Origin of the sequence: Streptomyces sp. ACA25 (genome assembly GCF_028200735.1) — a bacterium.
GTDB lineage: Bacteria > Actinomycetota > Actinomycetes > Streptomycetales > Streptomycetaceae > Streptomyces.
In genome coordinates this window covers 267,787-280,464 of sequence record NZ_JAQKPV010000007.1, presented here as the reverse complement: position 1 = coordinate 280,464, position 12,678 = coordinate 267,787, and the positions used below count along the sequence as shown (strand labels likewise).

The following is a 12,678-nucleotide window of genomic DNA, read 5'->3' as shown; positions in this document are numbered from 1 at the left end:
CGGCGAGTCCGCCGGGCCCGCTGTGCTGGTCGTCGACGACCTGGTCAAGACCTATCCGGCCCCGCGGGCCCGCCGCGGTAGCGCCCCGACCGCCCCGGTCCGGGCCAGCGACTCCCTCACCCTGCGGGTCGGCCGTGGAGAGATATTCGGTCTGCTCGGGCCCAACGGCGCGGGGAAGACCACTCTCGTCCGTCAGCTCACCGGGCTCCTGCGGCCGGACTCCGGCCGTATCTCCCTGCTCGGCCACGACCTCGTCCGGCACCCGCGCCGCGCCGCCCGGCTGCTGGCCTATCTCGGGCAGGAATCCAGTGCCCTGGACGAGCTGACCATCTCCCTGGCCGTCGAGACCACCGCCCGGCTGCGCGGTCTGACCGCGGCAACGGCCCGCCGGGAAGGCGAGGCCGTCCTGGAGGAGCTCGGGCTCGCCGCGCTGGCGGACCGGCCGCTCATCAAGCTGTCCGGCGGCCAGCGCCGCATGGCGTGCGTGGCCGCCGCACTCGTCGGTTTCCGCCCGGTACTGGTACTGGACGAGCCGACCGCCGGCATGGACCCGGTCGCCAGGCGGGCGGTATGGGCCGCCCTGGACCGGCGCCGGACCGAGCACGGCGTCACCGTCCTGCTCGTCACCCACAACGTGCTCGAAGCCGAGACGGTCATGGACCGGGTCGCTGTCCTCGACAGCGGGCGGGTCATCGCCTGTGACACGCCCGGTGGGCTGAAATCCCTGGTCGGTGACGATGTCCGGCTCGACCTCGTCTGGCGGGACACCCCGCCTCTCGAGGTGCCCGAGATCGCCGCCCTGCGGCCCGGCGCCACGGTCTCGGGCCGGCGCTGGACCCTCCGGCTGCCCCCCGAGGCCGCCCGCGCGGCGGTCACCGCGGTCACCTCCGGCCCGGCGTTCACCGCGCTCGACGACTTCACGCTGGCCACGCCGAGCCTGGAGGACGTCTGCCTCGCTCTGGGCGGCAGCGGGGAAGGGCTGGTCAAGTCATGACGACCACGACCACCGCCTCCGGAACCGACGGAGCCGCCACCCCCGAGACCCCGGCTGCTCTTGCGCCGTCGGCCCGGCTGTGGCCCGCCCTGGGTGCCGTCTACCGCGCCCAGCTCTCCCGGGCCCGGGTCGCCCGCATCCCGCTGCTCTTCGTCGCCACCTTCCAGTCCATCGGCATCATGGTCCTCATGCGCGGGGTCGTGGACGGCGGCACCGGGGAAGAGGCCCGGGCCGTCGTCGCGGGATCCACCGTGCTCATCGTGGCCTTCGTCGGACTCAACACGCTCGCGCAGTATTTCGGCCGGCTCCGGGCCGACGGCGGCCTGGACCACTACGCCACGCTTCCGGTGCCGCCGGCCGCGGTGGCGCTCGGCACCGCCGCCGCCTACGCCTCGTTCACCGTCCCCGGAGTGCTGGTCACCGCCGTCACCGGCTGCCTGCTCTACCAGCTGCCGGTGAGCGGCCTGTGGGTGCTGTTCGCGCTGCTGCCGGTGGCCGGAGCCGCGCTCGCCGGGCTCGGCGCGGCTCTCGGCCTGCTCGCGCCCCGTCCCGAGCTTGCCACCCTTCTCGGCCAGCTCGGCATGTCGGCCGCGCTGCTGCTCGGGGTGCTGCCCCCCTCGCGGCTCCCCGAGCCGGTGCAGTGGCTGCGTGACCTGCTGCCCTCCACCTACGCGGTCGACGCCCTCGCGGAAGCCCTCGGTCCCGGCCCCTCCTGGAGCTCGGTGGCCGCCAACCTGGCCGTCTGCACGGTGGTCGGTGCCGTCGCGCTGGTACTTGCCACCTGGGCCTACCGGCGGGCCGCCGTCCGCTGAGCCGGATCCGACGCGCCCGAGCGGTTGTCCCCGGGGCCCGGGCAGGGTCCCGGTGCTGGCAGGATGGCGGGGTGACCGCACCCCAGCCCTCCCCGTACAACAGCGGACCCGCCATGGGCGGGCACGATCCGTGGGGCGCCCCGCCCCGGACGGCCGGCGGCTCGCCCGGCCGGGCTGAGCCGGGAGGCCACCGGGCACCGGACCGGGAGCTGCGCGCCGGAGCTGTCCTGGTGCTGCCGGTGGCCGCGCTCACCGGCCTGCTGCTCGGGCTGCTGTGGCCGTGGCTGGCTCCCCGGGTGCCCCTGGTCTCGGACGGGGAGGCCGTCTACCTGGAGAACTCCGAGAGCCAGGAGGCCATCGCCGCCGACGGGACCTTCCTCCTCCTGGGCCTTGCGGTGGGCGCGATCGCCGGGGTCCTGGTGTTCCTCCTGCGCCGCCGCGGCGGCGTGCCCGTGGTGCTCGGTCTGGCCCTGGGAGCGCTCCTCGGCGCACTGGCGGCCTGGCGGCTCGGCGTGTGGCTCGATTTCCCGCAGGACGTGGCGGAGCAGGCCCGTTCGGTGGGTGAAGGAGTGGTCTTCGACGCCCCGCTGGAGCTGAGCGCCAAGGTGGCGCTGCTGGGACTGCCCTTCGGGGCGGTAGCCGGGTACCTGGCCTGCACGGCCCTGTGGGGCCCGAGGGACCCCGAAGCGCCACCCGCCCCCGTCCTGCCGTGGAGCCAGGACGGGAACGGGCGGGCCGGCGGCTTCAGCGGGCGATCGGGGCGATGAGCGCACCGGTGAGCGCCACCAGATCGGCGGGGGCCAGCTCGATCTCCAGTCCTCGCCGGCCGGCCGACACCCACACGGTCGGATGCTCCGTGGCCGAGGCGTCCAGCACCGTGGGCAGCAGCTTGCGCTGCCCGAGCGGAGAGATGCCGCCCCGCACGTAGCCCGTCACCCGCTCCGCGGCTGCCGGGTCCGCCATCACCGCCCGCTTCCCGCCGACCGCCGAGGCCAGGGCCTTGAGCCCCAGGGAGGACGGGACAGGCACGACGGCCACCGTCAGCACCCCGTCCACCTCGGCCACCAGGGTCTTCAGGACCCGGGCCGGGTCCGCGCCGAGGGCGTGCACCGCCTCCTCGCCGTACCGCCCGGCGGCCGGGTCGTGGACGTACGCGTGCAACCGGTGGGTCACCCCCGCCGCCGAGGCGGCCACGGTGGCCGGCGTTCCCCCGGTACCGGGACCGGACCGCTTCTTCTTCCCCATCCGCCGCTCCGCTCAGCTGCACCACCGGCGGGCTCCGCCGCCCGCCGTGCGCGGCGCCCGCGAAGGCCTCAGTTCAGGCTGACCGGCCGGAGCAGGTGGTCCGCCGCAGGCACCGACGGCAGCTTACTGATCAGCGTTGTCTCCCGCCGGAGCAGGGCAAGCTCCTTCAGCAGCCGGGTCACCGCGTCCGGCGCCTCCAGCAACCGCTGGCGGTCCGAGGTGGCCAGCACAGTCGCGGCCGCCACCAGATAGGAGACCACCAGCGGCTCGTCCGGGAGCTCCTGCTCCGAGGTCATGGTGCGCTCATGGGCCTCGGCGAGCCCTTTCTGATAGGCGCGGAACGCCCGCAGCACGCCGGTGGCCACAGCGCCCGCGCCCTCGCCCGCCTCCTCGGGAAGCTCCTCGATCTCGCCGATGAGGTACGGCCCGCCGGTGTCCACCGAGAGGAGGCGGAACCTGCTGGTTCCGGTGGCCAGCACCTCGTAGCCCCGGTCGGTGCCGCTGCGCTCCCGAACGGTCGAGGCATCGGCGATGCAGCCCACGTGGTGGAGGGTCCGCATCGGGTCGGGCCCGAAGCCGTCCGTGGGACCGGCGTCCGGCGGGGGGGTGCCGTCCGGAAGTCCGAGTCCGGTCCGCGCCACCTCGCGGCCCTCCCGGATGGCCACCACCCCGAACGGACGCAGCCCGTCCTCGGGCAGCTCCAGCAGGTCCCGCAGCAGAGCCCGGTAACGTGCCTCGAAGACGTTCAGCGGCAGCACGAGCCCGGGAAACAGCACGGTGTTGAGAGGGAAGAGCGGCAGGCGCGTGGTCGTCACAGTGCGGGAGCCTATCGGCTGGCACCCCGGTACCCGTTTCACGCAGTGAAACAGTGACCGGGGGCGCGGTGGCGGTCTGAGAGACTGGAGTGGTGCTGAACCGAATCGACCTGCGGGGTTCCTCCCTCACCGGGGGCGTAATCGACCGCGACCTGCTGCCGCGTGCCGAACTCGACGTGGAGGCCGCCCTGGAAAAGGTGCGGCCCATCTGTGAGGACGTGCATCATCGGGGCACCGCGGCGCTGATCGACCTGGCCGAGCGCTTCGAGGGAGTGCGGCTGGAGCGCATCCGGGTTCCCGCCGAGGCGCTGAGCACGGCCCTGGCGGAGCTGGACCCGGCGGTGCGCGCCGCCCTGGAGGAGTCCATCCGGCGGGCCCGCCTCGTGCACCGCGCACAGCGCCGTACCGACTCCGTCGTCGGTGTCGTGCCCGGCGGCACCGTCACCGAACGCTGGGTGCCGGTGGACCGGGTGGGGCTCTATGTTCCGGGCGGCAAGGCCGTCTATCCGTCCTCCGTGGTGATGAACGTGGTCCCGGCACAGGAGGCCGGTGTCGCCTCGCTGGCTGTCTCCTCGCCGCCGCAGCGGGACTTCGGCGGACTGCCGCACCCCACGGTCCTCGCCGCCTGCGCGCTGCTCGACGTGGACGAGGTCTACGCCGCCGGCGGTGCCCAGGCCGTCGCCATGTTCGCCTACGGCACCGACGAGTGCCGGCCCGCCCAACTGGTCACCGGCCCCGGCAACATCTGGGTCGCGGCAGCCAAGCGGCTGCTCAAGGGGCGGATCGGCATCGACGCGGAGGCCGGCCCGACCGAGATCGCGATCCTCGCCGACGACACCGCAGACCCGGCGCACGTCGCCGCCGACCTGATCAGCCAGGCCGAGCACGACACGCTCGCCGCAGCGGTGCTGGTCACCCCCTCCGAGCAGCTGGCCGCGGCGGTCGACGCCGAGCTGAAGGTACAGGTGGCCGCGACCCGCCACCTGGAGCGCATCACCGAGGCGCTCACCGGCCGGCAGTCCGGCACGGTCCTCGTGGACGACCTGGACCAGGGCCTGGCCGTCGTCGACGCCTACGCCGCCGAGCACCTGGAGATCCAGACGGCGGACGCGGCGGCTGTGGCCGCCCGGGTCCGCAACGCCGGAGCGGTGTTCGTCGGTCCGTACGCCCCCGTCTCGCTGGGGGACTACTGCGCCGGCTCCAACCACGTCCTGCCCACCGGTGGCTGCGCCTGCCACTCCTCCGGGCTCTCCGTGCAGTCCTTCCTGCGCGGCATCCACGTCGTCGACTACAGCCGCGACGCCCTCGCCGAGGTCGCGCACCACGTCGTCACGCTCGCGGAGGCGGAGGACCTTCCCGCACACGGCGTGGCGGTGAAGGCGCGGTTCGACGGGAAGGTGCCGAACGCCTCGTGACCGGAATCGACGACCTCTCCCTCCGGGACGAGCTGCGCGGAAAGTCCCCGTACGGAGCCCCTCAGCTCGAGGTGCCTGTGCGGCTCAACACCAACGAGAACCCGTACCCGCTGCCCGATGAGCTGGTCGCACGGATCGCCGAGCGGGTCGCCGAGGCGGCCCGCACCCTGAACCGCTACCCCGACCGCGACGCGGTCGAGCTGCGTGCCGGGCTCGCCGGATATCTCACGGCGAGCACCGGTCACCGGGTGGACACCGCCCAGGTGTGGGCGGCCAACGGATCCAACGAGATCCTGCAGCAGCTGCTCCAGGCGTTCGGCGGTCCGGGGCGCAGCGCGATCGGTTTCGACCCGTCCTACTCCATGCACGCCCTCATCGCGCGCGGCACCGGCACCGGCTGGGTCTCCGGCCCGCGCCGGGAGGACTTCACGATCGACGTGGCGGCAGCCGAGCACGTCATCGGGGAGCAGGCGCCGGACGTGGTCTTCCTGTGCTCCCCGAACAACCCGACCGGCACGGCGCTGGCGGCGGGCACCGTCCTCGCCCTGTACGACGCCGCGCAGCGGGCGGCCCGTGACCGGGGCAGGCGGGGCGCGCTGGTGGTGATCGACGAGGCGTACGCCGAGTTCAGCCACCGCCCGTCGCTGCTGCCGCTCCTGGAAGGGCGGCCTCACCTGGTGCTCTCCCGCACCATGTCCAAGGCGTTCGGCGCGGCCGGGCTCCGGCTGGGCTACCTCGCGGCCGACGCCGCGGTGGTCGATGCGGTGCAGCTGGTGCGCCTGCCCTATCACCTGTCCGCGGTCACGCAGGCCACCGCGCTCGCGGCCCTGGAGCACACCGATACGCTGCTGGGGTACGTCCAGCAGCTCAAGGGCGAGCGGGACCGGCTCGTCGCCGAGCTGACGGCGCTGGGTTGCGAGGTGACGGAGTCCGACGCCAACTTCGTGCAGTTCGGCCGCTTCGCCGACGCCCGTGCGGCGTGGCAGACCCTGCTGGACCGGGGTGTGCTGGTGCGGGACAACGGCGTACCGGGCCGGCTTCGGGTGACCACGGGCACCCCGGAAGAGAACGACGCGTTCCTCGATGCGGTGCGCGAGCTGATGAAGGAGAACGAGCGATGAGCCGCGTGGGCCGTGTGGAACGCACCACCAAGGAGACCGCCGTCGTCGTCGAGATCAACCTCGACGGCACCGGCAAGGTCGAGGTGTCGACCGGGGTCGGCTTTTACGACCACATGCTCGACCAGCTGGGCCGGCACGGTCTCTTCGACCTCACCGTGAAGACCGACGGCGACCTGCACATCGACAGTCACCACACCATCGAGGACACCTCCCTCGCCCTGGGCGCGGCCTTCCGGGAGGCGCTCGGCGACAAGCGGAGCATCGTCCGGTTCGCCCACGCGTCGGTGCCGCTGGACGAGTCCCTGGCCCAGGTGACCGTCGACCTCTCCGGCCGTCCGTACCTGGTGCACACCGAGCCCGAGGGCATGGCCCCGATGATCGGCTCCTACGACACCACGATGACCCGGCACATCCTGGAGTCGTTCGTGGCCCAGGCGCAGATCGCGCTGCACGTGCACGTCCCGTACGGACGCAACGCGCACCACATCGTGGAGTGCCAGTTCAAGGCCCTTGCCCGGGCGCTGCGCTCCGCCAGCGAGATCGACCCCCGTCAGCCGGGCATCCCCTCCACGAAGGGCGCCCTCTGAGGCTGCCGGGCGGTTGCCCGGTATGAGGCCGGTGCGTCGCCGCGGGGCGGAGAAGCGAACGGAAGGACGCGGTGAGCGACGCGGGCTGCCGGGCGGTTGCCCGGTGTGAGGCCGGTGCGTCGCCGCGGCGGAGAAGCGAACGGAAGGATGCTGTGAACATCGCCTTTACCCTGTGGGTCGCGGCCGGTCTCTTCCTGGCGGGAGGTGCTTACTCCTGCTGGAAGCAGAAGCTGCCCAGCGGTGTGGTCACGCTCCTGGGCATCTGCAGCGCGGTCCTGCTGACCGCCGGCGTTCTGCGGCTGGAGATGTGGCAATGAGCAGTGGTGCGGGGAAGTCCGTCGTCGTCTTCGACTACGGCTTCGGCAACATCCGGTCCGCCGAGCGGGCGGTCGCCCGGGCCGGGGCCCGGGTGGAGATCACCCGGGACTACGACCGGGCAATGGCCGCGGACGGCCTGCTGGTACCCGGCGTGGGGGCGTTCGCCTCCTGCATGCAGGGCCTGCGGGAAGCCCGCGGCGACTGGGTGGTGAGCCGCAGGCTGGCCGGGGGCCGCCCGGTGCTCGGCATCTGTGTCGGCATGCAGATCCTGTTCAGCCGGGGCATCGAGCACGGCGTGGAGGCCGAGGGCATGGACGAGTGGCCCGGCACGGTCGGACCGCTGCGAGCCGAAGTCGTCCCGCACATGGGCTGGAACACCGTCCGGGCCCCTGCCGGGTCCCAGCTGTTCGCCGGTCTGCCGCCCGAGGAGCGCTACTACTTCGTGCACTCCTACGCGGCGCACGACTGGGAGCTCGCGGACACCAGCCCCCGGATGCGGCCACCGCAGGTCACCTGGTCCACGCACGGTGAGCCGTTCATCGCCGCCGTGGAGAACGGCCCGCTGTGGGCCACCCAGTTCCACCCCGAGAAGTCCGGCGACGCCGGTGCCCACCTCCTCTCCAACTGGATCGAGACGCTCTGATGACCACGCTGGAACTTCTGCCCGCTGTCGATGTCCGGGACGGTCAGGCCGTCCGGCTGGTACATGGGGAGTCCGGTTCCGAGACCTCGTACGGCGACCCGCTGCAGGCCGCCCTCGCCTGGCAGCGGTCCGGCGCCGAGTGGCTGCACCTGGTGGACCTCGACGCCGCGTTCGGCACGGGTGACAACCGGGACCGGATCACCGAGGTCGTCGGGGCCATGGACATCAAGGTGGAGCTCTCCGGGGGCATCCGTGACGACGACTCCCTCGCCGCCGCGCTGGCCACCGGGTGCACCCGGGTCAACCTCGGCACCGCGGCCCTGGAGAGCCCGGAGTGGGTCGCCAGGATCATCGCCGAACACGGTGACCGCATCGCGGTGGGCCTCGATGTGCGCGGGACGACGCTGCGCGGCCGGGGCTGGACCCGGGACGGCGGCGATCTCTACGAGACCCTGGACCGGCTGAACGGCGAGGGCTGCGCCCGCTACGTCGTCACCGACATCGCCAAGGACGGGACCTTGCAGGGCCCGAACCTGGAACTGCTGGGCAACGTCTGCGCCGCAACCGACCGGCCGGTCGTGGCCTCCGGCGGAGTCTCCTCGCTCGACGATCTGCGGGCGATTGCCGCGCTGGTGCCGCAGGGCGTCGAGGGCGCGATCGTGGGCAAGGCCCTGTACGCCGGGGCCTTCACCCTCGAAGCCGCCCTGGAAGCGGTGTCCTGACCCTGAGACCGTCCGACGAGAGAGGACCCGGTGCCATGCCGATCGAGCGTGTGCGGGGCGACAGCCCCTGGGAAGAGGCGATCGGTTTCGCCGGCGCGGTCGCGGCCGGGGACCGGGTCCTGGTGGCCGGGACGATGCCGATGGCCGACGGGCATCCGCCCGCGCCCGCCGACCCCTATGAGCAGGCCAGGTCCGCCCTGGTCAACGCCGTGGCGGCGCTGAAGCCCTTCGGGCTGGGCGCGGAGTCCGTGATCCGCACCCGCCTGTACGTGGTGCACGCCCGCGACGTGGACGACGTGGCGCGTGCGCACAAGGAGGTGTTCGGCACCATCCGGCCGGCCGCCACTCTGCTCGTGGTGTCGGGCTTCGTCGACTCCCGGGTGCTGGTCGAAGTCGAGCTGGAAGCCTACCGGGACCCGAGCGCCTCCCCGGATGCCGCAGAACTCGGCACCGGCCCGTCCCGTTCTACCGAAGGAGCCCCGTGACCCTCGCCGTACGAGTCATTCCCTGTCTTGACGTGGACGCCGGACGGGTCGTCAAAGGCATCAACTTCCAGAACCTGAGGGACGCCGGTGACCCGGTGGAGCTGGCCAAGACATACGACGCGGAGGGCGCCGACGAGCTGGTCTTCCTCGACATCACCGCCTCCTCCGGCAACCGTGAGACCACGTACGAGGTGGTGCGCCGCACCGCCGAGCAGGTCTTCATCCCGCTCACCGTGGGCGGCGGGGTCCGCTCCACGGAGGACGTGAACCTGCTGCTCCGCGCGGGCGCCGACAAGGTCGGCGTCAACACCGCGGCCGTCGCCAGACCGGAGCTCATCCAGGAGATCGCCGAGCGCTTCGGCCGGCAGGTCCTGGTGCTTTCGGTCGACGCCCGCCGGTGCGCCGAGGGCACCGGCACGCCGTCCGGCTTCGAGGTCACCACGCACGGCGGCCGCCGCGGTACCGGCATCGACGCGGTCGAGTGGGCGCACCGGGCGGCAGAACTCGGGGCGGGGGAAATCCTGCTGAATTCGATGGACGCCGACGGCACCAAGGACGGCTACGACACGGCCATGATCGAAGCGGTCCGTGCCCGGGTCACCGTCCCGCTGATCGCCTCCGGCGGCGCGGGCGAACCCGCGGACTTCCCGCCCGCCGTCGCGGCGGGTGCCGACGCCGTTCTCGCCGCCTCGGTGTTCCACTTCGGCGACCTGCGGATCGGCGAGGTCAAGGACACTCTGCGCGCGGCGGGCCACCCCGTTCGCTGATCCGCCCGCCGGTCGTTCAGCCCTCGCCGCGTCCCGGCCCGCCGCGTGCCGCGCGCAGGAACTCCCGGTTCATCCGGGCGATGCTGAGCAGCGGGATGCCCTTCGGGCAAGCGGTGGCACATTCCCCGGCGTTGGTGCAGCCACCGAAGCCCTCGGCGTCCATCGTGCCGACCATGTCCAGGACCCGGGCCTCGCGCTCCGGCGCGCCCTGCGGGAGGGCGTTCAGATGGGTGACCTTGGCGGCGGTGAACAGCATGGCCGAGCCGTTGGGGCAGGCGGCCACGCAGGCGCCGCAGCCGATGCAGGCGGCGTTCTCGAAGGCCGCGTCCGCCGTGGGCTTGGCGACGGCGGTGGAGTGGGCTTCGGGGGCGCTGCCGGTGGGGGCCGTGACGTAGCCTCCGGCGCCGATGATCCGGTCGAACGCCGAGCGGTCCACCACCAGGTCCTTGATCACCGGGAACGCGGCTGCCCGCCAGGGCTCGACGTCGACCGTGTCACCGTCGGCGAAGTGCCGCAGGTGCAGTTGGCAGGCGGTGGTCGGCTCCGGGCCGTGCGCCTGCCCGTTGATGACCATTCCGCAGGCTCCGCAGATGCCCTCCCGGCAGTCGTGGTCGAAGGCCACGGGCTCCTCGTCGTCCCCGGCGAGCCGCTCGTTGAGGGTGTCGAGCATTTCCAGGAAGGACATGTCGGGGGAGAGACCGTCGAGGTCGTACGCCGTCATGGTGCCTTCGGCGTCGGGGCCGGGCTGCCGCCAGACGCGCAGGGTGAGTCTCATGCGTAACTCCGCTTGGTGGGATGGACGTGTTCGAAGGCCAGCGTTTCCCGGTGCAGCACGGGGGAGCGGCCGGAGCCGGCGAACTCCCAGGCAGCGACGTAGGAGTACTCCTCGTCGCGGCGCTCGGCCTCCCCGTCCGGGGTCCGGCTCTCCTCGCGGAAGTGCCCGCCGCAGGACTCGGCGCGGTGCAGCGCGTCGCGGCACATCAGCTCCGCGAGCTCCAGGTGGTCGGCCACCCGGTTCGCCTGTTCCAGGTACTGGTTGAGCTGCTCGCCGCCGCCCGGCACCCGGATGCGCCGCCAGAACTCCGCCCGCAGCTCGGGTATGCGGTCCAGGGCCTTGCGCAGCCCTGTCTCGTTGCGGGACATTCCGCACTCCTCCCACAGCAGTTCACCCAGCTCCCGGTGGAACGAGTCCGGCGTGCGGTCACCGTCGTTGCCGAGCAGCGTGTCCAGCCGGTCCGTGACCGAGCGGACGGTGTCGGTGACCGCGGGGTGACCGGTGGCGATCTCCTCGTGCGGATGCCGTGCCAGGAAGTCCCCGAGCGTGACCGGCAGCACGAAGTAGCCGTCCGCCAGGCCCTGCATCAGCGCGGACGCACCGAGCCGGTTGGCGCCGTGGTCGGAGAAGTTGGCCTCCCCGATGGCGAACAGCCCCGGCACGGTGGTCTGCAGGTCGTAGTCGACCCACAGCCCGCCCATGGTGTAGTGAATGGCCGGGTAGATCCGCATCGGCACCCGGTAGGGGTCCTCAGCGGTGATCCGCTCGTACATCTCGAAGAGGTTGCCGTACTTCTCGGCCACGGCCCTGCGGCCCAGCCGGGCGATGGCGTCCGCGAAGTCCAGGTGGACGCCCTGTCCACCGGGCCCGACGCCGCGGCCCTCGTCGCACACCTGCTTGGCCGCCCGGGAGGCGATGTCCCGGGGCACGAGGTTGCCGTAGGCCGGGTAACGCCGCTCCAGGTAGTAGTCCCGCTCGTCCTCCGGGATGTCTCCGGGGGGCCGGGTGTCACCCGCCGCGGCCGGCACCCAGATCCGGCCGTCGTTGCGCAGCGACTCGCTCATCAGCGTCAGCTTCGACTGGTGGTCACCGGAGCGCGGGATGCAGGTGGGGTGGATCTGCGTGAAACACGGATTGGCGAAGTACGCGCCGCGGCGGTGCGCCCGCCACACCGCGGTGGCGTTGGAGTTCTTGGCGTTCGTGGAGAGCCGGAAGACGTTGCCGTAGCCGCCGGTGGCCAGCACCACGGCATCACCGACATAGGTGCCGACCCGGCCGGTGACCAGATCGCGGGCAACGATGCCCCTGGCCCGGCCGTCCACCACCAGGAGGTCCAGCATCTCGGTGCGCGGGTGCATCTCCACGTTTCCGGCGGCGATCTGCCGGGAGAGCGCCTGGTAGGCGCCGAGCAGCAGTTGCTGGCCGGTCTGCCCGCGGGCGTAGAAGGTCCGAGACACCTGGACACCGCCGAACGAGCGGGTGTCCAGCAGTCCGCCGTACTCGCGGGCGAACGGCACTCCCTGGGCCACGCACTGGTCGATGATCGCCCCGGACACCTCGGCCAGCCGGTGCACGTTGGACTCGCGGGCCCGGAAGTCCCCGCCCTTGACTGTGTCGTGGAACAGCCGTCGCACGGAATCGCCGTCGTTGCGGTAGTTCTTCGCGGCGTTGATGCCGCCCTGGGCGGCGATGGAGTGCGCCCTGCGCGGTGAGTCCTGGTAACAGAACTGCACGACCCGGTAGCCCTGTTCGGCCAGCGTCGCGCCGGCGGCGCCGCCGGCCAGCCCGGTGCCGACGACAAGCACGGTGTGCTTGCGCCGGTTGGCCGGGTTCACCAGCTTCGCCTCGAAGCGGCGCCGGTCCCAGCGTTCCTCCACCGGCCCGCCGGGGGCCCGGGTGTCAGCCAGCGGCTCGCCGACGCGGTAATCGTCGTCCGGGCCGGCGGGGTGGTCCGGGTGGTGGGTGTGGTGCGAGGTCAC

The 12,678-nt window shown here is 72.7% G+C and carries 15 protein-coding genes; 11 read left to right on the top strand and 4 right to left on the bottom strand.

Annotation, left to right across the window (positions count from 1 at the left end; all coding sequences use genetic code 11):
• Positions 1-22: 22 nt before the first annotated feature.
• The 3 genes from PJ985_RS13845 to PJ985_RS13835 all read left to right on the top strand — a co-directional run bounded on the left by PJ985_RS13845 (position 23) and on the right by PJ985_RS13835 (position 2,573).
• Positions 23-994, top strand: a complete 972-nt coding sequence (locus PJ985_RS13845; RefSeq protein WP_271684049.1) for an ABC transporter ATP-binding protein — start codon at positions 23-25, stop codon at positions 992-994.
• Positions 991-1,806: an ABC transporter permease gene (locus PJ985_RS13840; protein WP_271684018.1), complete on the top strand. Its 816-nt coding sequence runs from the start codon at positions 991-993 to the stop codon at positions 1,804-1,806. The genes PJ985_RS13845 and PJ985_RS13840 overlap by 4 nt, the downstream gene beginning before the upstream one ends.
• Before the next feature lie 71 nt (positions 1,807-1,877).
• Positions 1,878-2,573: an ABC transporter permease gene (locus PJ985_RS13835; protein WP_271684017.1), complete on the top strand. Its 696-nt coding sequence runs from the start codon at positions 1,878-1,880 to the stop codon at positions 2,571-2,573.
• Here the strand turns inward: PJ985_RS13835 and ybaK are convergent.
• Together ybaK and PJ985_RS13825 are read right to left on the bottom strand one after the other, a co-directional pair.
• The gene (ybaK, locus tag PJ985_RS13830; protein WP_271684016.1) at positions 2,551-3,051 is read right to left on the bottom strand and encodes a Cys-tRNA(Pro) deacylase; all 501 of its coding nucleotides are present in this window, start codon (positions 3,049-3,051) and stop codon (positions 2,551-2,553) included. The genes PJ985_RS13835 and ybaK overlap by 23 nt on opposite strands.
• A 68-nt stretch (positions 3,052-3,119) precedes the next feature.
• Entirely contained in the window at positions 3,120-3,866 is a 747-nt protein-coding gene (locus tag PJ985_RS13825) for an LON peptidase substrate-binding domain-containing protein (protein WP_271684015.1), read from the bottom strand.
• A 92-nt stretch (positions 3,867-3,958) separates the two neighbouring features.
• Between PJ985_RS13825 and hisD the strand changes: the two genes are divergently transcribed.
• From hisD to hisF, 8 genes are all read left to right on the top strand, one after another.
• Positions 3,959-5,281: a histidinol dehydrogenase gene (hisD, locus tag PJ985_RS13820; RefSeq protein ID WP_271684014.1), complete on the top strand. Its 1,323-nt coding sequence runs from the start codon at positions 3,959-3,961 to the stop codon at positions 5,279-5,281.
• Positions 5,278-6,402: a histidinol-phosphate transaminase gene (locus PJ985_RS13815; RefSeq protein ID WP_271684013.1), complete on the top strand. Its 1,125-nt coding sequence runs from the start codon at positions 5,278-5,280 to the stop codon at positions 6,400-6,402. The genes hisD and PJ985_RS13815 overlap by 4 nt, the downstream gene beginning before the upstream one ends.
• On the top strand, positions 6,399-6,989 hold the full coding sequence (gene hisB / locus PJ985_RS13810) for an imidazoleglycerol-phosphate dehydratase HisB (RefSeq protein ID WP_271684012.1): 591 nt from the start codon (positions 6,399-6,401) through the stop codon (positions 6,987-6,989). The genes PJ985_RS13815 and hisB overlap by 4 nt, the downstream gene beginning before the upstream one ends.
• Before the next feature lie 152 nt (positions 6,990-7,141).
• On the top strand, positions 7,142-7,306 hold the full coding sequence (locus PJ985_RS13805) for a hypothetical protein (protein WP_271684011.1): 165 nt from the start codon (positions 7,142-7,144) through the stop codon (positions 7,304-7,306).
• A complete protein-coding gene (gene hisH, locus PJ985_RS13800; protein WP_271684010.1) occupies positions 7,303-7,950 on the top strand; it encodes an imidazole glycerol phosphate synthase subunit HisH in 648 nt (215 codons plus the stop codon). The genes PJ985_RS13805 and hisH overlap by 4 nt, the downstream gene beginning before the upstream one ends.
• Entirely contained in the window at positions 7,950-8,672 is a 723-nt protein-coding gene (priA, locus tag PJ985_RS13795) for a bifunctional 1-(5-phosphoribosyl)-5-((5-phosphoribosylamino)methylideneamino)imidazole-4-carboxamide isomerase/phosphoribosylanthranilate isomerase PriA (protein WP_271684009.1), read from the top strand. The genes hisH and priA overlap by 1 nt, the downstream gene beginning before the upstream one ends.
• 35 nt (positions 8,673-8,707) lie before the next feature.
• Positions 8,708-9,157, top strand: a complete 450-nt coding sequence (locus tag PJ985_RS13790; protein ID WP_271684008.1) for a Rid family hydrolase — start codon at positions 8,708-8,710, stop codon at positions 9,155-9,157.
• A complete protein-coding gene (gene hisF / locus PJ985_RS13785) occupies positions 9,154-9,924 on the top strand; it encodes an imidazole glycerol phosphate synthase subunit HisF (protein WP_271684007.1) in 771 nt (256 codons plus the stop codon). The genes PJ985_RS13790 and hisF overlap by 4 nt, the downstream gene beginning before the upstream one ends.
• A gap of 16 nt (positions 9,925-9,940) precedes the next feature.
• On the opposite strand, the gene PJ985_RS13780 is transcribed toward hisF, so the two are convergent.
• Both PJ985_RS13780 and PJ985_RS13775 read right to left on the bottom strand, forming a co-directional pair.
• On the bottom strand, positions 9,941-10,699 hold the full coding sequence (locus PJ985_RS13780) for a succinate dehydrogenase/fumarate reductase iron-sulfur subunit (RefSeq protein WP_271684006.1): 759 nt from the start codon (positions 10,697-10,699) through the stop codon (positions 9,941-9,943).
• Positions 10,696-12,678, bottom strand: a complete 1,983-nt coding sequence (locus PJ985_RS13775) for a fumarate reductase/succinate dehydrogenase flavoprotein subunit (RefSeq protein WP_443033481.1) — start codon at positions 12,676-12,678, stop codon at positions 10,696-10,698. The genes PJ985_RS13780 and PJ985_RS13775 overlap by 4 nt, the downstream gene beginning before the upstream one ends.

Coding starts and splice junctions, on each gene's coding strand:
- PJ985_RS13840 (WP_271684018.1), top strand. CDS start 991: ATGACGACCACGACCACCGCCTCCGGAACCGACGGAGCCGCCACCCCC.
- hisH (WP_271684010.1), top strand. CDS start 7,303: ATGAGCAGTGGTGCGGGGAAGTCCGTCGTCGTCTTCGACTACGGCTTC.
- hisB (WP_271684012.1), top strand. CDS start 6,399: ATGAGCCGCGTGGGCCGTGTGGAACGCACCACCAAGGAGACCGCCGTC.
- PJ985_RS13790 (WP_271684008.1), top strand. CDS start 8,708: ATGCCGATCGAGCGTGTGCGGGGCGACAGCCCCTGGGAAGAGGCGATC.
- ybaK (WP_271684016.1), bottom strand. CDS start 3,051: ATGGGGAAGAAGAAGCGGTCCGGTCCCGGTACCGGGGGAACGCCGGCC.
- priA (WP_271684009.1), top strand. CDS start 7,950: ATGACCACGCTGGAACTTCTGCCCGCTGTCGATGTCCGGGACGGTCAG.
- PJ985_RS13780 (WP_271684006.1), bottom strand. CDS start 10,699: ATGAGACTCACCCTGCGCGTCTGGCGGCAGCCCGGCCCCGACGCCGAA.